The following is a 23,248-nucleotide window of genomic DNA, read 5'->3' on the forward strand; positions in this document are numbered from 1 at the left end:
AGGTGACTCTTTATTTCGCCTTTTTATTATGATAAATTGCTTTCGTACATAGAATAAGGATTGACATAATGTTAATGTCAATCCTTATTCTCATTCTATTTTCGTAACTAAAAAACAAATTTGTGTCACATACTCTTCTGCTAAACAATCACATTCAGGTCCCTTTATATAAACCTCATATGGCGAATTAACTATTACATACCCATTTTTTTCAACCCATTCTTCTAACGCTATATAAGCGTAACCTATATAGTCGTAACTTCCATAATGCATAGTAGTAACGATTTGATGTGGACTTAGTTTTTTCATTTCATATTCTTGTACTACATCTTCATCATTCCCCTGCATAACCGGGATTCTTAATTCAATATCACTGTTACTTGGAATATATTCTTCATCATAAAAGACTGCAGATGGCGAACCGACTATTTGAAAGTTATTTTTTTGTACCTCTTCATATAAGTCATAAAAATAATCATCTATATCATCTATATCTATTTTTACTCTTTGAGTAATTATCGTTACTTCGTTCCTCATTCCCATTAATATATCGTAACTTCTATGGCGAGCAATATTTAGACTACTATTCACCATTACCATTTCATTCATTTCTGAAATAACCTGTAAATTTTGCTTCACTTCATGAGACAACTCGATAATTTGTGATTGTATATGTTGAACAAACGAATCTTGATCCGATGACTGCAAAACAATTTTAATTTTTGGAAGAGGAAATTTATACTCCCTTAGCTTTTTTATTTTCAATGCTACTTCCAGCTGCTCTTGTTCATAATACCTATACCCATTAACCGGATTCACATATGCCGGTTTTAATATCTCCTCTTTGTCATAATGTCTTAACATCCGCGTACTCATTTTACAAATCCGAGAAAACTCAGCGATGGTATACATATCAATACTCCTTGAATATATTTTCTTTTCATTACTTATTTATTAAAACCAATCAAAAATCTTCTTCATTGAAAAATCTTCATTCTGATTTTTCAATCTTCTCATTTTCGAAGGTAACAAATGGCTTGGACAATACCACGTTAAACAATTCATTGCGCCTCCCATTGTTGATATTTCTCCTACATGAATTTGAATAACTTGCTTCTCCGTATACTGTTGAATATATCGTAAAACTTCCTCATCTTTAGCTAGTCCAAACTTAGGAACATAAAGAGCATCACATGATTCTAACATATTTATATACAACCCTTTTGCTGATGCTATCTCTTGATCATATTGTCCTTTCTCTGTATATGATGAAGGAACAACTATAAATTCAGCTTCTGGCATTTGTTCTTGAATAATCTCTTGAACACTATATCTAAATTCATGATCCCCTAAAAAATCACTAATAAACATTGTATGTTCATCAATAAATTTAACCATTCCGTCTGCGTGTGCTAGTACATCCCCTTCTTCAGCAGGAATAATAATAACTCGGCTCACATCTAAATCCCATTCTAACTGCTCAATAATTTCCTCTTCTGTGCAATCATCGTTATCATCAAATATACGTTCTGTTAATATTACGGTATCTTTTTTATTCCAAATAAGATTACCACCATCTAATATTAATGGGGATTTCACATATTCAAAGTCATTCTTTTTCAACCATTTATTAAACTGTTGATCTAAATATCGCCCCTGATCATCTGGCAAATAATTGGGTCTATATTTAAATTTAACTAGATGAGTTGTGACAACCGGTGCAACATCTCTTAGCCAAATATCATCATACTCAAAACAGCTCGTATGAAAGTCTTGTTCTTCAACAGATAAAGATATAAGTTGATCCGCAATTGATTTCTTTTCATTTAAACATTCATTAAAGTAAATCAAGTCTTCATAAAATGGTTGATAATATTCATTCGATTCGTCTGGTATTGCAGTAAAAATAATCCCATTATGTTTTTGTTCCATATTATTTACCTCGCTTTTTAATAGTAGTTACATAACTGATTTCACAAAGCCAACTATTCCTCAATTCATTTCTCTTTTCATTACAACTCATGAACCGCGTATATTTCATGAATGGATTATAGCATGGAGAAATATTATATATTTATATAAAAAATATAAAGCTGACGTTAAGCCTTAAATTGACTCTTGACAAGTTTTTTAAATACCATATTTTAAAACAACAATAAATGATTAAATGATTTTTTTATCAAGATTCAAACCCATTACTTCTAATAGATCGTTTTGATTATATAAATTCACTAAATGCGCTTCTACTCCTATACAAATTCCTTCTAGCGGAAGATCATTTGGATCCTGATCAAAGGGATCTTCAATTTCAACCCCTATTGCTTCAATACCTATGAATGCAAAACTTATAAATGTAAACTATTTTGATTATTGTAATGAACCATATTTACAAAAACCTCTTTCTCTATTAACCTTTTATTCTTTTAAATCACGAAAGTATACAATTAAATAATAGAATCATAAACCCTATCATTATGAGGCTGGTTAAGATTATTTCTTTCAATACCGTTACTCCTTTTTTGCAAAAAGATAAAATATCTTATTTAATTCAACAACAAATGTTCACTATTCTAAATCCCGACGCATCATTTTAGAATTCGCAATGAACAACGCACTAATTAATACAAAGATTGCACAGGCATATAACAATAAATCTAACGGACTATCGTGATCTATAATGATGAGACGCACAATAGCTGTTATACCTATATATATAAAATATCGTAATGGAAAATGAAAATTCATTTGAAAATACTTTATAATCATTACGATGAATTCAAAGTACAAAAAGAATACGACGATACTATCAATTAAATGATAACTAGATTCATTACTATCCAATTTCAGTTCTTGTATAAACTGAATGACTTCTTTCATAAGAAACACACTTAGAACAACCCCTAAGCAAATTAAAGCTACATTTAAAATGTACTGTAAAACGATAGGGAAATACGAAAACACTATTTTAAAATTCTTTAACACAAACATTTTTCTCCTTTACCATATAAAACGAAAAGCGAACATACACTACAATTCAATTATCATCATATTTAAATTTTATTTTTACAAATAATAAGGAATGACAAAATAGGTAAAGATAAGATTTCACCTATTTTGTCTATATAGCAGCACAACGAAATTACAATTAATTACTTCAATGCAATTGGTTGTTGTTGTGTCACACAATGTATCATACCGCCGTTTTTATACAACTCCCTCACATCAATACCGACTACTTTACGATCTGGGTATAACTTCTGAATTGTATCGTTTGCGATTTTATCATTCGGATCATTATAATTAGGCACTAATACAACTGTATTCCCAATATAATAATTGATATACGATCCCTTATAATCGAGAGTTTTTCCATTCTCTAAAGCAACCTTTTCTTTACTAAGCGGCAAGTATTCATACTTATATTTCTGTCCTGAAGCATTTTTGGCATCTAACAATGTATCCATATCTTTATTGGATAAACCCCATTCAGCTAGGTCATCTTCTTTCATCGTTACAATGGTAGATTTATTATGGAATTTAGCAAATCCATCAATATGAAAGTCCGTAATATCTAAATTAGGTACTCCGTCTAACCAAATAAAGTTTGATACCCCAAGATCACTTATATATTTTTCAATTTCCTTTTCTGATAAATCAGGATTTCTATTTTTATTCGTTACCGCACTTCGAGTTAATAACGCAGTCCCATTGCTGTCTAATTCAATTGCGCCGCCTTCAAGGACAAATTTCCCCCAATCAATTCTTTCAATTCCTGATTGTTTACTCACATTCTTACGTATTTGAGCATCATTTTTATAAGGTGTTTTCTTCCCCCAACCATTAAATGCTGGATCTAATATTTTGAGATTTTTATTGCTGTCATAAACAAAAATTGGTCCACTGTCCCTTGCCCATACATCATCAGTAGGCGAGATAAAGAAATCAATCTTCTCCATATTTAACCCTTCATCTGTTAAAAGGTTATTGATTCTTTCTTTTTCTTCCTGGTCATATGCAACAATGTGGACTTTCTCACCCTCAGTTAAAGCACTTGCCATCTTAACCCAAATAGGTTCAACTTCCTGCTTATACTCTTCACCATATGTGTATTCATGTGGCCATTGTAGCCATGTACCTTCATGTTTATCTTTTTCATCTGGCATCGTATATTTCCCCGCATTTTTCTGTACCTCTACTTTTTCTCCTTCTTTCCCTTTAACATTTTCATTGTTACCCTCAAAAGAGCATCCACTAATAATCGTTGTAGATAATGTAGCTATTAAACAAAACTTTATTGCTTTTTTCATTTTTTCAACCTCCTGTTCTTGTCTCCAATACTGTAAAGCTTCACATAGTGTGAAGCTCAAGCTTTTTTATCAATGTAAAAATTACCAATTGTTCTTTGCATTACTTAGCATTTAACGACCTATTTAGATTTATTCAAATGCCAATCACCTTTTTCACCTATTTATCCCGCTATTTGTGGGCAGTAAGACCCCCACCTCAAAATTCAGCGAAAGCAAAGAAGTTAGGTGGGGCCCTGCTGATTAAAGTTTCACTTTATTCAGTAAGTAAAACTTTACAAAATAAAAAAATCGGTATTGATAATTACATATCAATACCGATTTTTTTATAATTACTTTCCTTCTATTAAATCATTCGCCATTTTCCTAAATTCTTGATTAAATGCATCATTCATACCATTTTGGACGTTAGAAAATAATATGACAAACGTTCGTTTATCCCAGTTAAAATTATTAAAAGTGTTCCAGCCAGCTAATACACCGTGGTTATGATAATAATCTGGGTAAATATAGAAACTAAATCCATATTTTCTTGCAGGTGATGCAGAAAACATATCTGATATACTCTGTTTAGAAAGTAGTTTACCATCCATAATAGCTTCATCTAACTTTTTCATATCTTCAACAGTCGTATACATTTCACCACAGCCATACAACCAGTTCATTTTTAAGCGAGGCGTGGCTATTAACTTATTATCTTTTTTCGTATACCCTTCTGCTAAGAAAATATCTTCTGGGAGTGTTGCGCCCATTCCAGATTCATGCATTCCAACAGGAGTCAAAATATTTTCTTTCACATATTCAGCAAGTGGTTTATTCGATATTTTTTCTACAATATATGCAAGCACCATATAATTATAATCTGTATATTTCCAGCCTGTCCCTGCTGGAAATTGTAACGTTTGTGCCCCAATCCACGTTACTAATTTTAACCGTGATGCTGCGTCAACACTACCTTGTCCCTGTTCTGGTAATCCAGACGTATGTGTTAACAAGTTTCGTAACGTAATATTTTTATCTGCTGGAAACGATGGGATATATTTATTTACATTGTCTTCAATGTTCAACTTCCCTTTTTCTTTTAGTTGCATAATAGATATTGCAACTACTGTTTTCGTAATAGACCCAATGCGATATTTCGTTCTTGGCGTTGTTAATACTTGATCTTTCACATTCGCATAACCGTAGCCTTTTCGTAAAATGACATGATCTTTACTTGCTACAAGAACACTCCCATTAAATCCTTTATCTTTTAAGTACTGATCTAGTTTTCCAGCTGCAATTTCATAACGCTTTTTCTCATTCGCATCAACTTCCTGCTTAACATCTTTTTGCTTACTATTTACATTAGAAAATGCCTTTGTATCATATTTTTTTCCTTTATTTGCATGTATTAGTGTAACAACACTTCCACAAAAAACAGCAAAAATAAAGAAAACGATTAACCATTTCTTTAACATACTAGGAACCCTCTTTTATCTAGTTTCACTTAACGTACATCCATTCTATTTTATATCTTTTAATTATCAAGTATATTATAATATTATTTAATATTCACTCTGTTAAAACTAGATTCCTTTTTCTCATTTTCAATTTTTACTACTCTCTATTGTATTTCTTTCTTGCAAAATTTCCAACATACAATCGGATGCATTAAACTATAATTTCAAATTCTTTTGTAACATTTGTTACATACTAAAAAGAATGGAGATGTAATATGAAAAATACCGATAAACGCAATCGTTTAGATGATAAAATGTTTCATTATCGGATAATAAAAAACAACATGGTATTAATTGAATATTACGGAAAACAGATTATGGTATTAAAAGGAAATGATGCTGAAAAATTTTTAAATAAAATAAATCATGCAAATAACGATAAAGAAAAACAGCTAATTATGGCTAAAATTACAGGTAATTTCAAAAGAGGTAATGAACGAAATTGAAAACGAATCTCATTTACATTTTGATTATACAACAAATAAAAAAGAAATGTCGCTCATTCAGCATTTCTTTAGACTTTCTTCATAAAAAATTTACATTGCTAACATTCCTTCATTTTCTATACTTCCTATATAAGCTAACCGCTGAAATAGTTAGTAATACAACTATGCATAACCACGCGTACGTATATCCCTTCTTATCTACAATATAACCAAATAAAGCAGGCGCAACAATAATAGCAATTTGATTTAATGTAAGTGCAAAACTCACTGTCATCCCTACCGATTCTTCACTTGCTGATTCCGCAACTTCAGTTATAAAAAGACTAAACCATCCAATTGAAAAGAACCCTAACAATGCACTTACGCCATACAATACATTCGTTATTGTATGTATGCTCATTACTAATATTAGAATGAAGAAAATAGAAATACAAACAGTTATAAATAAGGGGGTACGCCTATTCCCCTTATAAAATAAATCACTAGTAGCTGCTAATATAACCCTACCAACCATTCCAGAAAAGAACATAACGGAAAATACTTTTCCAGCTAAAATTGGCGTGATTGATTGTTCCAATACTAAAAATTTTATAAAGTGTGCAACTAACACCATTTGCAATGAAATCATACAAATGCCAGTTATATAAATTGCATACAACTCTTTTTTACACATCACTTCTTTTAACTGCATCCAAAAAGAAAGTTTACTACGTTCTTGTTTAACTTTCTCTTGAATATATGGTTCCTTATAAAATATAAAAAATAAAAACCCTCCAATTATACAAATGCATGCAATGCTATTTACCGCATAGGCCATATTATATTTTATTGTAAGAAACGGGATCAATACTCCCGCTAATGTACCACCAATCGGTATACCGGCTTGTCTAATCCCCATCGCTAACCCGCGATTTTCTTTTGAGAACCACTTCATTATCACCTTACTTCCTCCTGGCTGCGAAACACTATAAAACGTTCCTACTAATAAAAGTACAAAGAGTAACCCATTAAATCCATTGACCATATTAGTCAGTAAAAACGAACCCCCTAGTAAAAATAAACTTATCGAAATTAACAACTTTTCATTGTATTGATCAAGTAGCCGCCCAACAAAAAGCATACAAAATAGCGGTCCTATATTTACAAAACTTACTAACAATCCACTCTCCGTATTCGTAAGTGCATATTCTTCTTTCCAAAATAAAGCAAATGCTCCAACACCATACGTTATAAGTGTCGCTGTTGTTTGAGCAACTGTCGCAAAAATTAACATAACCCACTTATAAGTACCATTCATCCTTTCTTCCATTAACACAATAATCCCTCCATCCCCTTCCATTGTATGAAAGTTCTGATATCATATAAAATAAAGATTTATCATATAATCCATCAAAAAAAATGATACCTTTTATGGAGGGATGATACTTGGATATAAAAGATTTAACTGTATTTTACGAAGTTGCGAAAGAAAAAAACATATCTCACGCAGCTAAAAATTTAAACTATGTACAGTCTGGCGTAACAATGCGTATGAAACAACTAGAAAACGAACTAGGTGTACCTTTATTTTACCGAAACGGAAAAGGTGTAACTTTAACTTCTAACGGTGAGATTTTATTAACATACGCTAAACAAATTATCCACTTAATGGATCAATCTATTAAAGCAGTTCAAAGTAATGGGATCGAACCAAGGGGCACTTTAAAAATTGGATGTACAGAATCTACAACCGCTGTAAGACTTCCATCTATATTAACGGCCTATTATGAGGAATACCCAAAAGTCGAATTGATTTTAGAATCAAATACGACGGAACAATTGATTAGACTTGTATTAGAACGAAAACTAGACGGGGCGTTTATCGCTGGAACCACTCAGCATGCTGAACTTCATACAAATATATTTCATGAAGAAGAATTAGTTCTCATTAGCAAAAAGCCTTTATCTTCCTTTAAAGACATAGGAGACATGAATTTACTTGCATTTAGTCACGGGTGCTATTATAGAAATTTATTAGAAGATTGGCTTCAAGAAGAAGGAATTTCACCTAAACGAGTATTAGAGTTTGGAACAATTGAAGCGATACTCACATGTGTAAAATCAGGTATGGGCGTAGCAATTATGATGAAGTCTATTTTAAATGGTCACAAACATGACATATCATTCAATCCTTTACCAAATAGCTTCAAAAAAGTTCCTACTACTTTTATTACTAGAAAAGATATATATCACTCTGCTGCATTACAAAAATTTATGGAGATGACTCTCAATGCGTGAAAAGAAAATACGTGGTATGAAACGAAAAACAAACACTATGATAAAGCGAATTGAGGAACATACAAAAACATTCCCTTCTACTTTCTATAACGATGAATATTGGAATATGCTATTGCCAGTTTCGCAAGCTTTTATTGACTCTCGTAAAACACCTAGAAAAGTAAAGCGATTGTGTATTCAAACCTTATTAAATCAAGCAAATCATTTAATAAATATGAAACCGAGCGATACACATACATATCGAGTTGTTGTTTTGATTTCTATAAATAATTTGTGGGATTCGCAAATCATTATATTTAAAAATGAGGACTATTTTCATAATTTCTTTAATAGAAATAGTGAATGTCAAAAATGGATCCTTCTTTCAAATGAAATTGATTTTGGGGAGACATAGGAAATTTCAGTTTATCATTCCTTCCAAACACTTCGCTTTCAAGAAATTATTTATGATGAAGATGAATGCTATGAAAAAGAGATTCTGTTTATCGGGGAGTTAAATTAAAAAGGGTATACCTAAAACACTGGTATACCCTTTTCCACTTATTTTTCCTTCAATACACTATGTAATCGATCCGGATAATTTGTAAACATTCCTGTAGCACCCCATTTGATTAACAATCTCATATCTGGTTTCTCGTTAATTGTATAAGGGTGAATTAACAGTCCATTTTTCCTAGCCATTTTCATATATGACTCATCAATAATTAGTTCTCCGTTATCATTACGTAAGTTTGGTCCAATACCAGCTGCATACTTTTTAATTTCTTGAAAATCATCATTCGTTACACTTTTCGGTTCATGTGTAATGCCAGACCATTCGACAATTTCATTGTTTTCATTTGGATAATACCAAAGCAATTGAACTAACGGAATATTTTCATTCATACTATGAATCTTTTTCAAACTATCTTTACTAAATGATTGAATCATAACACGGCTAGAAGACATGTTTTGACCTACTAAATTATATTTTTGTAACAACGCCAACAATTTCTCTTCCATTCCTGGATACACATCTGGTGATTTTGTTTCAATATAATACTTCATACTTCTTCCATACTTTCGAAAAATTTCTTCAAGAGTTGGAACTTTTTGCCCAACATACTCTTGCTTAGCCTTTTCTGGATACGCTTTATTAAACCATGATCCTGCATCTAAACTCTTTATTTCGCTTAACGTTTTATCACGTACTTCGCCTGTTCCATTTGTAGTGCGATCAACCGCTGTATCATGCATTGCAATTAATTGGCCATCCTTTGTTAATTGAATATCTAACTCTAAATAATCCGCTTTCATTTTTTTCACTAAATCATAAGAAGCAAAAGTGTGCTCAGGTGCATGTCCACTTGCTCCGCGATGTGCAATATTTAAAAACTTATTCGTATTCCATTCATGCTTCCCTTCTGCTTTCGCATGAACAGCTCCCCCAGCAAAGATACTTCCCGTCATAAAGAAAATAACTAAAACGCTAATAATTTTTCTCATCCTTCTAACCCTTCCTACGTTGCAAATTTCAACAAGTTAATGAGATTTACACGAAATAGAAGATATACTTTCATTATTTTTATAAGCTTATATGAAAATTCCAATCTTACAAATACAATTCCCCTATGTTATTACTATACTATTTATTTTCCATATCCCTCCTATTCACATGTAACTCCTTATTGATTACAGTTCATCAATAAAAAAAGCCATAATTTATTTAGAGGACACTTCTGTATCCCTAAATAAATGTATGGCTTATCTCAAATATCTCCGGCCTCGATTAACTTGTCGAAATTAATCATACCAAACCTATTAATATTTGTGAATATTATTTTTTCAGTACGACGAAGCTTTAACCAGTATAAGTTATATATCTCATACTAATTAGTATTTGAACCTATCGAATTTTTCTGTACAGCCTGATTCCTATCTAACTTCTTTAATTTCCATTCATACAAGATAAAATTCTATTATCATTTGACGTGATATTTACGTAAACCTAGGTTTTATTTAATTACAAATTCTTAATTTCGTATATCTTTTCTTGTAAGTTTAGGTTTCTTTTGAGAATGTGGTATATTTACATGTCCCGAAGCAGCCGTGGATTGTCTCCTTTCCTTTCTTGACAGTCTAGGCTTCTTTTGAGAATGTAATTTTTTTAAATGTCGCGAAGTAATACCTTGTTTTTTGAAATCAAAGTAAAAATACAAATGTGTACTTAGCGCTAGGAAAACAACTGAAATAAATGACAATATAACGATTAGCACAATCGCCATAGCTTTTTGGCTCAAAATCCCAATAATAACTTGACCAATCATATAACCTAAACCAGAAAAATATACAATTTTAGGAATTTTCACATCTTGATCAGTTGTCCCCCTTAAGCGGGCTGTAAAATATTTAATCCAGAATAATTCAGATTTATAAACAATTAAACTATATGCAATAAGCGATAGAGTAAAAAATAAAGGTGACTCTATTTCTACGAATTCGTAAGCTAACTTTTGTACAGCTATGAAGCTACAAAATGAAATACTTAAAGCAACAAATCCAGAATATAGTAAATGTTGCAATTGAGGCTGCCGAGGCTTATGAATAGAAACCCAAATTCCCCATAGATTACATATCACATAAAATGGTAAGGCTACGTAAGAGTATATATTGAACGGTGGAAATATGAATAAAATGATAAGTAGCATAAAATTCATGATAACCCACATAAAGGCCCCTACAACATTCCTTATATCAAATGGTATTAATATTCGTATACAATCCACTATGTTGTTGCCATTATATTTGTCCATTATGCATCCCATCCATTTCCTCTCTCTTCAAATCAATATATATGCATATATACGCTCCAGATATACTAAACACAACAGCCAATAAAGAAAAGACTAAAATTAAGACCGTCGCTAAACCGTTTTGTGATAATGTACCTATACATATTTGTCCAATAACATATCCCAATCCTGATAAATAAACAATTGGAGAAATTTTTATATTTTCATTTTCTTCATTGTTTAATCGCCTTAAAAAACTTTTCATTCCAATAGAAATCAATTTATAGATTGTAAGAATGTAAAGCAGAAAAGTAACAATAAAAAATAGAGGTGTTTCAATTTTAATAAAAGTATATGCAATCTTTTGAATCACTATAAAGCTTCCAAAAGAAAAAGTTAGCCCCATAAATCCATTATATAAAATGTGTACCAACCTTGGCTCATTTGGTTTATAAAAAAATACCCATACTCCCCATATATTAGCAATGGAAATAAAAGGTAAAATCACGTATAAGTATATAGTAAAGGTTGGAGGAAATAAAAATGGGGTTAAAATCATAAAATTAATACCTACCCATACCATAACGACACTCGATCTTACACTGCCAGGCATCAATTTCTGAATAATTTGTTCTGTGCTTTTTCCGTGGTATTTTTCCATATTACTCTCCTAAAAACTAAAAAATTTTATCTAAAGTTGCTCCGATTCCAGATTTAACTCTATCTTTTATCGAATCCTGTTTACCATCATGATTCCAATCACCTTTGTTAAATTTGATTCCATCAGTTTCTATATTAATTTCTATAAAAACATCCAAGCTTATTCCACTCCAATAAAAGATCCGTTTGCTGCATCACTAATAAGAAATAATGTAAAAAAAACTGCTTGTTTAAACAGTTTTTTTTACATTATTTCTTATTTTATTTTAGATAATACATTTTTTTGGAAAGTACGCTCTTCCTGATCTTCATATCCAGTTGAAACAACTTCTTGAATATCATCATGATTAAATAAATAAGTGAAATCTGGATTAATATAGCCTTCTGGATAAGGACATCCCATATAATCGAATTTTCTTACCTCATCTGTTGCTACTTTTTGTTTTCGCCCAAAAATCATAAGTTTCTTTGTACCTTCTTTTAAAATTACAATAGATCCTATAGGAAAAAGTTGCGAATTCATTGTATGTCCTCCTCCTTATTAATTGTTTTTTTAAGAATTTAAGGAATCTAGATTGGTTTTCCATCTCTTTAAATCAATATATATACATATATATACACCATATATACTAGACACAACAGCCAATAAAGAAAAGACTAAAATTAAGACCGTCGCTAAACCGTTTTGTGATAATGTACCTATACATATTTGTCCAATAACATATCCCAATCCTGATAAATAAACAATTGGAGAAATTTTTATATTGTCATTTTCTTCATTGTTTAATCTCCTTAAAAAACTTTTCACTCCAATAGAAATCAATTTATAAATTGTAAAAATGTAAAGCACAAAAGTAACAATAAAAAACAGAGGTGTTTCAATTTCAATAAAAGTATATGCAATCTTTTGAATCACTATAAAGCTTCCAAAAGAAAAAGTTAGCCCCATAAATCCATTATATAAAATGTGTGCCAACCTTGGCTCATTTGGTTTACAAAAAAATACCCATACCCCCCATATATTAGCAATCAAAAGAAAAGGTAAAATTACATATAAGTATATAGTAAAGGTTGGAGGAAATAAAAATGGGGTTAAAATCATAAAATTAATAACTACCCATACCATAACGACACTCGATCTTACACTGCCAGGCATCAATTTCTGAATAATTTGTTCTGTGCTTTTTCCGTGGTATTTTTCCATATTACTCTCCTAAAAACTAAAAAATTTTATCTAAAGTTGCTCCGATTCCAGATTTAACTCTATCTTTTATTGAATCCTGTTTACCATCATGATTCCAATCACCTTTGTTAAACTTAATTCCATCTGTTATTATACTAGCTCCTATAGAAACACCAAAGCCAATACAAGCTCCAGCAACAGTTCCGATTGGACCGCCAAAAACAGTTCCAACAGCTGCACCTAGCTTGGCTCCCGCAAAGGCACTTACAGCAGTTGTACCAACCCCAATTGCTGCATCACCAATAATATCACCAGCTATCTTAGTTTTTGACGCTTTATTTTCAATATTTTCCTTTGTATCATTAATTACATCCCATCCTACAGCTGCATAGCCTAAAGCATTTGTTTTTAATTTCAATGAATCTTTAAGAAATTCTTTTGGTGATAAAACATGTCTTTTTACATCGTCTATTTGCTTTACTTCGGCTAAAGGTAATTTTGTACGCCTTATCACATTAAGTCCATTTTTATCCTTTAGTACGGTCCGATTTTGAAATCTTACCATTTCTTTTCCTTTTCTATCTGTGTAGGGTGTTACACGCAAGCCTTTATTATGTAAAGATGCCAATTTATAGGCAGCTGCACCTTCCGTTACAGTACCCAGTAAAGTAAATGCAGACCCTGCAGGGTTATCTTTCCAATCACCAATATCGCCACCAAACGGTGCGAACCAATTTATATCAATTGCTTCTTCTCCAAATGAAACTTCTTGTTGATCAGCCTTCTCAAAACGATCAGCAGCTTTTCTTAATGAATCACTATGTTCTTTTAAAGCGGTCGTTATAGTAGCTAACATTGATCCTGCGTATTGGGATTGATTTAACACAGCATCTCTTCCAGATATCTGGAAAGGCAGATCGAATAACTGCTGATTGATACGTTGATATGTTTCAGATAGCTCATGAGCTGTTTGTTCTATATTAGAAGCCAGTTTCCTTAAATGGGCAGGAGTAACCTTAATTTCACCGCTCACCTTGTTTCACCGCCTAATGATTTAAGATAAAGCACCATCTTTTTTATCTCTTCAGTAAGAGTAAAGGTATCAAGACAAATAAAATTTGTTTGTGTTTGTTCATTATCTAATACTTTTTGGATTAGCCAATATTGGTTTTGACTATATAAAAACTGAATACAATCTGTAGACCATGAGTCCTTTATATAATAATGAACTTGAACAGTATTTAATTCTTCACGATTATGTATAATGTTTGCTAACTCTAAGGAAGCTTCATCATCTAAGTAAAGTTTCAAGTAATCTACTAATTGCTTGTTTGATTGATTTAAAATAGTTTCCTTATATGCAGAAGAAGGGATTTTAAATGTATAATTTGGACAAGAGAAAGTATTTTTAGGCTGTAATGCTTGATATATATATTGCCAAGCTACCTCTGGTGTCCCGCATTCTTTAAATGTACATTGTTTATCACCGTTAGCATCTGTTATTACATTTTGTATAACTTTTTTTTCACTAAAATAGAAAATATTTTTTTCTAAAGCGCTGTTTTTACCTATCTGTACTTCAATAACAAATCCTGTAGTTAAACAAATGCGGAAATATTCTAAAAGTTGTTTGTTACATAATGTTTCATCTTCTTTTATTATGAGTAGTTCTTCGTTTGTCCAATGCTCGTGCATTACATCTAATTCTTTGTCTATTTCTTCATCTGACCAATTTTCAAAGGGGTTCTCAATTCCAATCATAGTTTCACGGTCAAACATACCAGTTAATACATATACTTCTTTATTTGATAAAATAAGAGGTTCAATAGTCAAACAGTCCCACTCCCTAGCGTAATATGTAATCCCTAAGAAATATAATACAATAAAAAAATGGTTCAATCTAGTAATAGTCAACACTTAAAACTAAAAACTAAAAAAATTCTAATAACAAAAAAAAGAAAGAGAATTAATTTGCATATATCTTTATAATAATAATGTCTCTTCACTACACAATCTTTATTTTTTAAGCCAAAAAAATAGAAGTATCGTCCTATAAAAGACAATACTTCCTTAGTTACTTAAAAATCACATAATAAATTACTCATTACCTCCTCCAGCATTACATCTGGATTTACCACTGCTTTTTCTGAACGCCATCCAATAAAGCCATCTGGTCTAATTAGTACAACTCCTTCATTCTCTATCCCATATAATTCACAAAAAACATTTTCTTGAGCAATAAAATCTCCGCTTAACCCAACTCGATACACTTTAATATTTATCCCTAATTTAGATGAAACATCATATACAGCTTCAGCCCAAGAACTATTGTCTACTCCAGTAAGTAATACAAAATGGTTACCAAATAAGTCTAATATAGAAACTTCTTTCCCTTTATACATCCCCCAAAAGTGAGGTGCTCGTGTTCCAGGTCTTCCATTCAAATCTACGATATCCATTCTATGTGGAGTGGCTGATTCATCTAGTATTGCTTCTGAACAATACTGATACCCGACAGTTACAGCTAAACCATCCATATTATTCAAACTGCCTTCCTCTCTATTTGCAGCACGGAACAACAAACTACTCGCATACTCCGTCGTTAATTTTGCAACAGGATATCTCTCTTCACGATATGTTTCTAACAGTTTTGGTTTTGCCTTCCCTTTTATAACAGCCGCTAATTTCCAGGCTAGATTGTGTGCATCTTGTATTCCTGTATTGGAACCAAACCCTCCTGTTGGCGGCATAATATGTGCGGAATCACCAACTAAAAAAATACGATTTTCTTGAAATTTTGTAGCAGTACTTTCAGCCGCTTTCCACGGTAAAACACTTACTATTTCCGGCTCAACATTTGTGCTTCCAATTGCGGTTTGAATGATTTGTTTACAACGTTCTATAGTGAAATCCTCTGGTCGTTCTCCTTTTAATGGATCGTAGGATACATGGTAAATCCATCTTCTTTCGTTATCAACTGGAATAAGCGCACCAAGAACTTCCGGATGAAGTACCATAGAAAAACCAAATGCATCTCCTTGTATAAACTCACTTAAATCCGCTTCAAAATAAATATTCATATAATAGCCACCGATTGTACCTCGTCCCTCCGTACTTATCCCTAGTTGCTTACGTATTTTACTTTTCGCTCCATCCGCTGCAATTACATAATCACAATAAATAATACTTTCTTCTTCCGTTTCGCGATTCCGAATCGTTGCGATTACTCCTTGCTCATTTTGTTCATAAGAAACTAATTCATGATAAAAAGATAATTCTCCGCCTAGTGTTCTCGCTTCTTGTAACATCATCTCTTCTAAAATAATTTGATAACAAGCGGTTTGTTTTGATGGACTAATCTCTTCTATTTTTTGAAGTAACTTTTCATCGTTTCCATACTGAGCCGCCCTCATTTGTACCAATTCTTCCTTATTCGCCTCAGCTATTGTATGAACTGCTATTCTTCCGCGGCAATTTTCTAACGCTTTACCCGCTGATCTAATTCTTTGTTCTAAACCCAATTCTCGAAATAACTCCATCGTACGAAAAGTGATTCCACCTGCTTTTGGATGAATTGCAGTAGACGGGTGCCTTTCAACCAGTAAATAATCAACGTTATGTTTTGCAAGGAATAGCGCAGATGCTAATCCTGATAATCCTCCTCCAACAATTAAAACTGGTACATCATTCGATTTCATATATTTACCCTCCACATCATTGTTCTGAGCTCAGTGACATAAATATAATCAAAAAAACAACAAAGATATAGACTTATATTTCATTTTAAATTATCATATAGATAGATTACGCCCCAAATTACTTTTACTTTTTCATACATCTATAATCCACCTGAATTGTGTCTGTATGAAAGTGTAAAACAAAAGAACGTACTTTACGTTGAACCATGTTCTATCGTAAAAATCAAAAATAATACAAACATTATAAGCGATTGTAACCTTATGGATTATACAAGGTTACGACCGCTTATTTTATTGTTACATCATTTTTTGTTTTTAAAACCTCATCTATTGTGTTATGTAGTCCTTCCAATCCCTTTTCTATCTCCCTATAATTTTCAACAATAAAAAATTCATTCGTCTCGATTTTCTTTCTCAATATTGCACCTCATACAACAATCATGTAGCATTACCGTATCGAAGTAATGGTTCATCATCTTAAACCTTTCGACTAATTACCTGGAGGCAAAGTGATTGAAATGAATAAACAAGAACAATTAAATATTATAAAAAAAGATTTTATTGATTCTCAAAAAGTATTATTGGCAATTGGTGATGAAACGCGTCAAGCTATTTTATTAGTGCTAATGGAAACGGAATGTCAAACAGGATTACGTGTAGGAGAAATCACGAAGCAAACACACCTTTCCCGTCCAGCAGTATCACATCACCTTAAGATTTTACGAGAAGCTGGCATTATTTTAATGAGAAAAGAAGGTACAAAGAATTTTTATTATATTGATATACGTACAAAATTAGGTTTATTAAAAAATCTTGTATTAGATATTGAGAAGCTATTGCAAAACTTTTATTAAAACTTGGAGGTATAAGAAATGAAAGCAATGATAATTGATAGATATGGAAAAGTCCCAATGCGTATGGCAGAGGTACCTACTCCTGAAATAAATGAGTATGAAGTGCTCGCAGAAATTCATGCAGCTAGCATTAACCCAATTGATTTTAAAATACGCGACGGAAAAGTAAAAATGTTACTGAAATATGAAATGCCCCTAATCCTTGGTAACGACTTTGCCGGTGTCATCACGAAGGTTGGATCAAAAGTAACTCGTTTTAAAGTTGGTGATGAAATATATGCTCGTCCAAGAAAAAATAAGATTGGTACTTTCGCGGAGTATATAGCCATTCATGAAGATGATATAGCTTTAAAACCGAAAAATTTAAGTTTTGAGGAAGCTGCTTCGATTCCACTCGTTGGCTTAACATCATATCAAGCATTACATGACATCATGCAATTACAAAAAGGACAAAAGATTTTAATTCACGCCGGATCCGGTGGTGTTGGTACTTTCGCTATTCAGCTAGCAAAAATAATGGGTGCCATTGTTACAACGACTGCTAGTGAAGCTGGTGCGAATTTAGTAACGTCTCTTGGCGCAGATGAAATTATTAATTACAAAACAGAGAAATTTGAAGATATACTAAAAAATTATGATGCCGTATTTGATACAATCGGCGGTGCAACACTTGAAAAATCATTCAATATTATAAAAAGGGGAGGAAACATTGTTTCCGTTTCAGGCATGCCGAATGCTCGCTTCGGTAAAGAATTTGGTTCAGGATTCTTTAAAACTCTCTTATTTTCATTAGCCAGCAAAAAACTTACTGCACTTGAAAAAAAGCATAATGCTCAATATTCATTTTTATTTATGAAGCCAAGTGGGGATCAATTACGTACTATTGCAAACTATATTGAAGCTGGACAAATCAAACCTGTAATCGATCGAGTTTTTCCTTTTGAAGATGCGCAAAAAGCAATGGAATATTCAGAGTCTGGAAGAGCAAAAGGAAAAATAATTGTAAAAATTAAATAATAATAAAACCTCCATTTTTAAAAATGGAGGTTTTAAATTTGCTGTTAAATAGACATAGTACAATGAAGTCCTTACAATAGATTGCAAGGGGAAATATTGTATTATACTTTTAGTTAACTTTACAAAGAATACATACGTACAAATACATAATTTAAAATACAAAAAGGAGGAGATACAATGACTAAAAATAATGAAACAGGTTGGAATTTAGATAATAGTTATATGACTTTACCACAATCATTTTATACAGAAATCCCCCCTACTCCCGTAAGTTCACCGGAGTTAGTTAAACTAAACCATTCATTAGCGATATCTCTTGGCTTAACCCCTGAAGAACTGAAAAAGGAAGCTGAAATTGCCATTTTCGCTGGCAATGGACTTCCAGAAGGAGCTCATCCATTAGCTCAAGCATATGCTGGTCATCAATTCGGACATTTTAATATGTTAGGCGACGGTCGTGCTCTTTTAATTGGCGAACAAATTACTCCTTCAGGTGAGCGTTTCGATATTCAACTGAAAGGTTCTGGCCCTACTCCCTATTCACGCCGAGGAGATGGCCGTGCTGCACTCGGTCCGATGCTACGTGAATATATTATTAGTGAGGCAATGTATGCACTTGATATTCCGACTACTCGTAGTTTGGCTGTTGTCACAACTGGTGAACCTACATATCGTGAAACAAAGTTACCTGGAGCAATTTTAACTAGAGTAGCTAGTAGTCATATACGGGTTGGTACATTTCAATATGCTGCAGCTCGTGGTTCAATAGAGGACCTTAAATCGCTAGCTGACTATACGATAAAAAGACATTACCCAGAAAGTGAATCCCATGAAAACCGATATACTGCATTACTACAAAAAGTCATTAAAAAACAAGCAAGTCTTATCGCAAAATGGCAACTTGTTGGATTTATTCACGGCGTAATGAACACTGACAATATAACGATCAGTGGCGAAACAATTGATTACGGTCCTTGTGCATTTATGGACAATTACGACCAAGGAACCGTATTTAGCTCTATTGACACACAAGGCCGTTATGCATATGGAAATCAACCATATATGGCCGCATGGGACCTCGCCCGATTAGCAGAATCTTTAATACCAATTCTGCACGAAGATGAAGAAGAAGCACTAAAAATCGCCCAAGACGAAATCTCGAATTTTAGCGTACAGTATGAAAACCATTGGTTCCTTGGAATGAAAAAGAAATTAGGACTATTTAGCAACGAAGAACAAGATCAATCACTTATTGAGCAACTTTTAAAAATGATGGAGAAATATAAAGCGGATTATACAAATACATTCCGTTCATTAACTCTTGATGCTATGGAAAATACAGCTCTATTTGAAAGTCCTGAATTTAAAGAATGGTACAAACTGTGGCAATCTCGATTAGAAAGACAAGAACAATCAAAAGAAAACGCCTACGAGATGATGAAAAATAATAACCCATCAATCATCCCGAGGAACCACCGTGTAGAAGAAGCACTAGAAGCAGCTGTTACAAATGAAGACTATAGCGTAATGGAGCAACTTCTTGAAGCTTTATCAAACCCTTATGCGTATTCTACAGATCAAGAAGAATACTGCATTCCGCCTGCACCGACGAATCGCCCTTATCGTACTTTTTGTGGGACTTGATTGTTTAATATGTAAAAAGGTGCGTTCATATAAATTGTGTGAACGCACCCTTTTTATATCCCCCCACTCAACTAAAACTTTAAAATGCACATCCCCCGATGCCATTTCTTTAATCCAAAATAAATTCTACACTATTCCAATAGAATTACTCGTAAGCTTGTTAAACAAATATTGAGAAATATAAAACATCATTTCTAAATATTTTTATTTTTGATACTATATTTTATAAGAATATTCAAAAAGTGAGGGGATTTCATGAACGTTCAACTACAAGGTAATGAACAAATTACAAAATTATTTAATGACTGGTATTTGGCTATGCTAAAACAAGATGTGTCCCAAGCGACAAACTTAAAGCATGAAATTGAGGAAAAGGAACTAAACTTCGAGGAAGATGAAAATTTAGCATTATATCATTCCTTACTAGAGTTTCGACATAAAGTTTTGACAGATAGTTTAAGTATTTCAAAAGATAGCTTTGATAAAATAGATTCTTACGTAATCTCATCCAATCATCCACTGTCTTACTACTATCATTTCTTTAAAGGCATTTATGCAACTTTAACCACAGACTATAACTTAGCTAGCGAACATTATGAACAGGCTAAGTTATTATTAGTAAATAACACTGATAATCTAGAGCATGCTGAATTTTATTATCGAATGGCGATTTTCCATTATCACTTTTACCAACCAATTGAATCTATTGAATATGCAACTAAGGCTAAAGAGATTTTCGATAAACAAACTGGCTTTGAAGTTAAAGTTGGATTATGTAAAAATACATTAGGTGCCTCATTTGTATATTTAAAACAATATGAACAAGCGGAAGAGCAATATAATTCAGCAATACACCTTTTACAAAAATCTGATGAAAAAGAATTAATTTTAAGTGTACGTAATAATTTGGGTTGGTTGTATGCCAGTCAAAACCTCTCCACACTCGCAATCCGTCACCTATCAGAAGTGACCGAAAAGAAACCAACACATTTCAAGGCTCTCTTCTTGCAAGCAAGAGAACACTCTAAACTAGATGAAACAAGTATCGCTGAAGGATTAATCCAAAAAGGGTTAAAAATTTGTACGGAATTAAATAATGAAGAATATATATATCATTTTAAAATTCTAAACGAACTAAATAATAATGTTGCTTCTGAAGAATTAGAAACAATTATCCTTAAAGGAATTACGTTTTTCGACAAAGAATTATTATATAACTACACTCAAGAATACTCAGAAAAATTAGCTGTTAAATTTTATAGTGAAAATAACCACATTAAGGCAAGTGAATATTTTCATAAAGCGTTACAAGCAAAAGAAAAAACGTTTGAGAAAGGGGCATTGAAATGATTAAAAAAATTAGCTCTGTTTTTTTAGGACTATCTGTTTTCGGTATTTTGGCTACTGGCATTCATAGTTCATTTACATACCAAGCGGGTCATGCTGATCTTCCTGCACCCCAAAGACCTGACCTTGTTCAATCCGTTGACGTAAGTAAAGACTACAACTCAACAACAACTGAAAAAGCACTTTAAAAAACGGAAGACCTTCAATTAAGAAGGTCTTTTTAAATACGCTTATTTAGAATATTTTCCTTTCATGTAGACTTTATTTTCTCATCAACTCCGCAATCCTCTTACTCCCCTCACTACCAACTTTCTCAAGTTTCTCCACAACTAAATTTCGTCTCTCTACAGAATGATTTTGACTTAACTTCGCTTTTCCTTCTATTTTATTTATCTTTATTTTGAATCCAACTATTCCCTTACTTAATCCTCCCATATAATTTGGATCTACATCATTAAGTGAGTAGGTGCTCTCTGGACCTTCATATTTATTTACTAAATCTTGAAGAGAATCTACTAATGTCTTCTCATCTTCAACAATTTCTAATTCACCATATACATGCACTGCAACGTAATTCCATGTTGGTACTGCATTGTTTGTTTCATACCATGACGGAGAGATGTAACTATGTGGTCCTTGAAATATAGCTAGTACTTGCTGAGTCCCAATATCTTTCCACTGTTCATTCGGTCGTGCGAAGTGACCATGTAAAGTAAGAGTTTCCCTATTTAGCAACAACGGCAAGTGCGTTGCATATGGTTCTCCGTTATGTTGAGAAAATAATGTCGCAAAGCTATTTTGTTCCATTATTTCGTACTTCATCTCTTCATCTTGTATTGCGAAATATTTTGGTATGTACATAAACTCCCTCTTTTCCGATCTTTTCTAATTTATTTCCTATTATATTTAGTAACCGCATCAATCAACAGGGCCAGTTTGTATTTGTTTTATAATGGCAGCTTTCTATTTCAAAAGAATAGGCAGCATGTATTCCATGCTGCCTTAGTTTATTTTTTCTAATATATTTGTAATACATACGGTCTTACCTTCAATATAACTAGATCGATTTTTCGTCTCTCTTGCTAACTCTTCCTTCAAGTTTCCATACTCATTAGCTACTTTAGTATGTTCACGAAGGTAATCTCGAAACGCTATATGCCTTCTCAACTCTTCACTATTTTTATCACACACATATAAATGATGTTCCATCCAAACTGTATTTCCCTCGTTCCATGGAACGAACGCATCCTTTCTTCCAAACGCCTCTCTGCCTTTAAATCTCCATTCTAACTGATGATAGTACCCTATCTTCTCAAGTTTTTTTACTACCTCATAAAAAATTTCGAACTCTTCTATTACAACATCAATATCTAGTATTGGTTTTGATGCAAGCCCTTTAACAGATGTACTCCCAACATGTTCAATAGATACAATGCTGTCTTCCATTACATTGTTAATAAGAGTGTGTATTTTATTAAATTCACTTTCCCATTTGACATTATATTCTTCGATAGCAATTCTCTGCTTCAACGTACCCCTCTTCTC

Annotated in this window: 24 protein-coding genes and 3 pseudogenes; 8 read left to right on the forward strand and 19 right to left on the reverse strand. The window is 32.5% G+C overall.

The genetic code is table 11. The annotated features are described in order from the left end of the window. Positions 1–90: 90 nt before the first annotated feature. The 6 genes and pseudogenes from AC1Q8L_RS19120 to AC1Q8L_RS19145 form a co-directional block, all read right to left on the reverse strand. The gene (locus AC1Q8L_RS19120; RefSeq protein WP_000287980.1) at positions 91–912 is read right to left on the reverse strand and encodes a MerR family transcriptional regulator; all 822 of its coding nucleotides are present in this window, start codon (positions 910–912) and stop codon (positions 91–93) included. 42 nt (positions 913–954) lie between these two features. Then, the gene (locus AC1Q8L_RS19125) at positions 955–1,932 is read right to left on the reverse strand and encodes an agmatine deiminase family protein (protein WP_492339479.1); all 978 of its coding nucleotides are present in this window, start codon (positions 1,930–1,932) and stop codon (positions 955–957) included. A 231-nt stretch (positions 1,933–2,163) separates the two neighbouring features. Beyond that, positions 2,164–2,355, reverse strand: a pseudogene (locus tag AC1Q8L_RS19130) (bestrophin family protein); the annotation flags it as partial. Positions 2,356–2,565: 210 nt separating this feature from the next. Beyond that, positions 2,566–2,982, reverse strand: coding sequence for a phosphate-starvation-inducible protein PsiE (gene psiE / locus AC1Q8L_RS19135; RefSeq protein ID WP_000916573.1), 417 nt, complete (start codon positions 2,980–2,982; stop codon positions 2,566–2,568). A 167-nt stretch (positions 2,983–3,149) separates the two neighbouring features. Next, positions 3,150–4,307, reverse strand: a complete 1,158-nt coding sequence (locus tag AC1Q8L_RS19140) for an agmatine deiminase family protein (protein ID WP_000709189.1) — start codon at positions 4,305–4,307, stop codon at positions 3,150–3,152. Positions 4,308–4,636: 329 nt separating this feature from the next. Then, the gene (locus AC1Q8L_RS19145) at positions 4,637–5,764 is read right to left on the reverse strand and encodes a serine hydrolase domain-containing protein (protein WP_000915205.1); all 1,128 of its coding nucleotides are present in this window, start codon (positions 5,762–5,764) and stop codon (positions 4,637–4,639) included. A 257-nt stretch (positions 5,765–6,021) separates the two neighbouring features. On the opposite strand from AC1Q8L_RS19145, the gene AC1Q8L_RS19150 reads away from it, so the two are divergent. Next, positions 6,022–6,252: a hypothetical protein gene (locus tag AC1Q8L_RS19150; protein WP_000798786.1), complete on the forward strand. Its 231-nt coding sequence runs from the start codon at positions 6,022–6,024 to the stop codon at positions 6,250–6,252. Between the two features lie 109 nt (positions 6,253–6,361). On the opposite strand, the gene AC1Q8L_RS19155 is transcribed toward AC1Q8L_RS19150, so the two are convergent. Further along, positions 6,362–7,591 carry an MFS transporter gene (locus AC1Q8L_RS19155; protein ID WP_029948600.1) on the reverse strand — a complete coding sequence of 410 codons (1,230 nt, stop codon included), beginning with the start codon at positions 7,589–7,591 and terminating at the stop codon, positions 6,362–6,364. A gap of 86 nt (positions 7,592–7,677) precedes the next feature. On the opposite strand from AC1Q8L_RS19155, the gene AC1Q8L_RS19160 reads away from it, so the two are divergent. Together AC1Q8L_RS19160 and AC1Q8L_RS19165 are read left to right on the forward strand one after the other, a co-directional pair. Then, a complete protein-coding gene (locus tag AC1Q8L_RS19160; protein ID WP_025118626.1) occupies positions 7,678–8,529 on the forward strand; it encodes a LysR family transcriptional regulator in 852 nt (283 codons plus the stop codon). Further along, positions 8,522–9,031 (forward strand): annotated as a pseudogene (locus AC1Q8L_RS19165) (DUF3916 domain-containing protein). Before AC1Q8L_RS19160 ends, AC1Q8L_RS19165 begins: the two are co-directional and overlap by 8 nt. A 38-nt stretch (positions 9,032–9,069) precedes the next feature. On the opposite strand, the gene AC1Q8L_RS19170 reads toward AC1Q8L_RS19165, so the two are convergent. The 10 genes and pseudogenes from AC1Q8L_RS19170 to AC1Q8L_RS19215 form a co-directional block, all read right to left on the reverse strand. Beyond that, positions 9,070–10,014, reverse strand: a complete 945-nt coding sequence (locus AC1Q8L_RS19170; protein WP_001226345.1) for a glycerophosphodiester phosphodiesterase — start codon at positions 10,012–10,014, stop codon at positions 9,070–9,072. Between the two features lie 527 nt (positions 10,015–10,541). Next, the gene (locus AC1Q8L_RS19175) at positions 10,542–11,333 is read right to left on the reverse strand and encodes a hypothetical protein (RefSeq protein WP_016512497.1); all 792 of its coding nucleotides are present in this window, start codon (positions 11,331–11,333) and stop codon (positions 10,542–10,544) included. Beyond that, entirely contained in the window at positions 11,308–11,961 is a 654-nt protein-coding gene (locus tag AC1Q8L_RS19180; RefSeq protein ID WP_098312130.1) for a hypothetical protein, read from the reverse strand. The genes AC1Q8L_RS19175 and AC1Q8L_RS19180 overlap by 26 nt, the downstream gene beginning before the upstream one ends. Positions 11,962–11,977: 16 nt before the next feature. Then, a pseudogene (locus AC1Q8L_RS19185) lies at positions 11,978–12,097 on the reverse strand (WXG100 family type VII secretion target); the annotation flags it as partial. A gap of 119 nt (positions 12,098–12,216) precedes the next feature. Further along, positions 12,217–12,483: a DUF4176 domain-containing protein gene (locus AC1Q8L_RS19190; RefSeq protein WP_001088075.1), complete on the reverse strand. Its 267-nt coding sequence runs from the start codon at positions 12,481–12,483 to the stop codon at positions 12,217–12,219. 30 nt (positions 12,484–12,513) lie between these two features. Further along, positions 12,514–13,164, reverse strand: a complete 651-nt coding sequence (locus AC1Q8L_RS19195) for a hypothetical protein (RefSeq protein ID WP_063548210.1) — start codon at positions 13,162–13,164, stop codon at positions 12,514–12,516. Positions 13,165–13,180: 16 nt separating this feature from the next. Beyond that, positions 13,181–14,176 (reverse strand): WXG100 family type VII secretion target, encoded by a 996-nt coding sequence (locus AC1Q8L_RS19200; protein WP_000012250.1) that lies wholly within the window; start codon positions 14,174–14,176, stop codon positions 13,181–13,183. Beyond that, positions 14,173–14,976 carry a hypothetical protein gene (locus tag AC1Q8L_RS19205; protein WP_000151461.1) on the reverse strand — a complete coding sequence of 268 codons (804 nt, stop codon included), beginning with the start codon at positions 14,974–14,976 and terminating at the stop codon, positions 14,173–14,175. The genes AC1Q8L_RS19200 and AC1Q8L_RS19205 overlap by 4 nt, the downstream gene beginning before the upstream one ends. A gap of 245 nt (positions 14,977–15,221) precedes the next feature. After that, positions 15,222–16,841, reverse strand: coding sequence for an FAD-dependent oxidoreductase (locus tag AC1Q8L_RS19210; RefSeq protein WP_000839990.1), 1,620 nt, complete (start codon positions 16,839–16,841; stop codon positions 15,222–15,224). 286 nt (positions 16,842–17,127) lie between these two features. Further along, entirely contained in the window at positions 17,128–17,259 is a 132-nt protein-coding gene (locus AC1Q8L_RS19215) for a hypothetical protein (protein ID WP_001227549.1), read from the reverse strand. A 91-nt stretch (positions 17,260–17,350) separates the two neighbouring features. Here AC1Q8L_RS19215 and AC1Q8L_RS19220 point away from each other — a divergent pair, with 91 nt between their 5' ends. The 5 genes from AC1Q8L_RS19220 to AC1Q8L_RS19240 all read left to right on the forward strand — a co-directional run bounded on the left by AC1Q8L_RS19220 (position 17,351) and on the right by AC1Q8L_RS19240 (position 21,891). Then, entirely contained in the window at positions 17,351–17,695 is a 345-nt protein-coding gene (locus AC1Q8L_RS19220) for an ArsR/SmtB family transcription factor (protein ID WP_000571870.1), read from the forward strand. 18 nt (positions 17,696–17,713) lie between these two features. After that, positions 17,714–18,712, forward strand: a complete 999-nt coding sequence (locus AC1Q8L_RS19225; RefSeq protein ID WP_000646439.1) for an NADP-dependent oxidoreductase — start codon at positions 17,714–17,716, stop codon at positions 18,710–18,712. 177 nt (positions 18,713–18,889) lie between these two features. Then, a complete protein-coding gene (locus AC1Q8L_RS19230; protein WP_000164907.1) occupies positions 18,890–20,356 on the forward strand; it encodes a protein adenylyltransferase SelO in 1,467 nt (488 codons plus the stop codon). A 255-nt stretch (positions 20,357–20,611) separates the two neighbouring features. Next, a complete protein-coding gene (locus AC1Q8L_RS19235) occupies positions 20,612–21,706 on the forward strand; it encodes a response regulator aspartate phosphatase (protein WP_016512493.1) in 1,095 nt (364 codons plus the stop codon). After that, positions 21,703–21,891, forward strand: a complete 189-nt coding sequence (locus AC1Q8L_RS19240) for a Phr family secreted Rap phosphatase inhibitor (protein ID WP_000592016.1) — start codon at positions 21,703–21,705, stop codon at positions 21,889–21,891. Before AC1Q8L_RS19235 ends, AC1Q8L_RS19240 begins: the two co-directional genes overlap by 4 nt. Positions 21,892–21,964: 73 nt before the next feature. On the opposite strand, the gene AC1Q8L_RS19245 is transcribed toward AC1Q8L_RS19240, so the two are convergent. Further along, positions 21,965–22,564 (reverse strand): FMN-binding negative transcriptional regulator, encoded by a 600-nt coding sequence (locus tag AC1Q8L_RS19245; protein WP_000275797.1) that lies wholly within the window; start codon positions 22,562–22,564, stop codon positions 21,965–21,967. Positions 22,565–22,705: 141 nt separating this feature from the next. Beyond that, on the reverse strand, positions 22,706–23,233 hold the full coding sequence (locus AC1Q8L_RS19250; protein ID WP_000813521.1) for a GrpB family protein: 528 nt from the start codon (positions 23,231–23,233) through the stop codon (positions 22,706–22,708). Positions 23,234–23,248 lie beyond the last annotated feature (15 nt).

The organism is Bacillus sp. GW823-FHT06A11, assembly GCF_058795355.1.

Excerpts from the sequence above, each read along its gene's own strand:
- AC1Q8L_RS19120 (WP_000287980.1), bottom strand. The coding sequence starts at position 912 with ATGTATACCATCGCTGAGTTTTCTCGGATTTGTAAAATGAGTACGCGG.
- AC1Q8L_RS19125 (WP_492339479.1), bottom strand. The coding sequence starts at position 1,932 with ATGGAACAAAAACATAATGGGATTATTTTTACTGCAATACCAGACGAA.
- AC1Q8L_RS19140 (WP_000709189.1), bottom strand. The coding sequence starts at position 4,307 with ATGAAAAAAGCAATAAAGTTTTGTTTAATAGCTACATTATCTACAACG.
- AC1Q8L_RS19145 (WP_000915205.1), bottom strand. The coding sequence starts at position 5,764 with ATGTTAAAGAAATGGTTAATCGTTTTCTTTATTTTTGCTGTTTTTTGT.
- AC1Q8L_RS19150 (WP_000798786.1), top strand. The coding sequence starts at position 6,022 with ATGAAAAATACCGATAAACGCAATCGTTTAGATGATAAAATGTTTCAT.
- AC1Q8L_RS19155 (WP_029948600.1), bottom strand. The coding sequence starts at position 7,591 with ATGGAAGGGGATGGAGGGATTATTGTGTTAATGGAAGAAAGGATGAAT.
- AC1Q8L_RS19170 (WP_001226345.1), bottom strand. The coding sequence starts at position 10,014 with ATGAGAAAAATTATTAGCGTTTTAGTTATTTTCTTTATGACGGGAAGT.
- AC1Q8L_RS19175 (WP_016512497.1), bottom strand. The coding sequence starts at position 11,333 with ATGGGATGCATAATGGACAAATATAATGGCAACAACATAGTGGATTGT.
- AC1Q8L_RS19180 (WP_098312130.1), bottom strand. The coding sequence starts at position 11,961 with ATGGAAAAATACCACGGAAAAAGCACAGAACAAATTATTCAGAAATTG.
- AC1Q8L_RS19190 (WP_001088075.1), bottom strand. The coding sequence starts at position 12,483 with ATGAATTCGCAACTTTTTCCTATAGGATCTATTGTAATTTTAAAAGAA.
- AC1Q8L_RS19195 (WP_063548210.1), bottom strand. The coding sequence starts at position 13,164 with ATGGAAAAATACCACGGAAAAAGCACAGAACAAATTATTCAGAAATTG.
- AC1Q8L_RS19210 (WP_000839990.1), bottom strand. The coding sequence starts at position 16,841 with ATGAAATCGAATGATGTACCAGTTTTAATTGTTGGAGGAGGATTATCA.
- AC1Q8L_RS19225 (WP_000646439.1), top strand. The coding sequence starts at position 17,714 with ATGAAAGCAATGATAATTGATAGATATGGAAAAGTCCCAATGCGTATG.
- AC1Q8L_RS19230 (WP_000164907.1), top strand. The coding sequence starts at position 18,890 with ATGACTAAAAATAATGAAACAGGTTGGAATTTAGATAATAGTTATATG.
- AC1Q8L_RS19235 (WP_016512493.1), top strand. The coding sequence starts at position 20,612 with ATGAACGTTCAACTACAAGGTAATGAACAAATTACAAAATTATTTAAT.
- AC1Q8L_RS19240 (WP_000592016.1), top strand. The coding sequence starts at position 21,703 with ATGATTAAAAAAATTAGCTCTGTTTTTTTAGGACTATCTGTTTTCGGT.
- AC1Q8L_RS19245 (WP_000275797.1), bottom strand. The coding sequence starts at position 22,564 with ATGTACATACCAAAATATTTCGCAATACAAGATGAAGAGATGAAGTAC.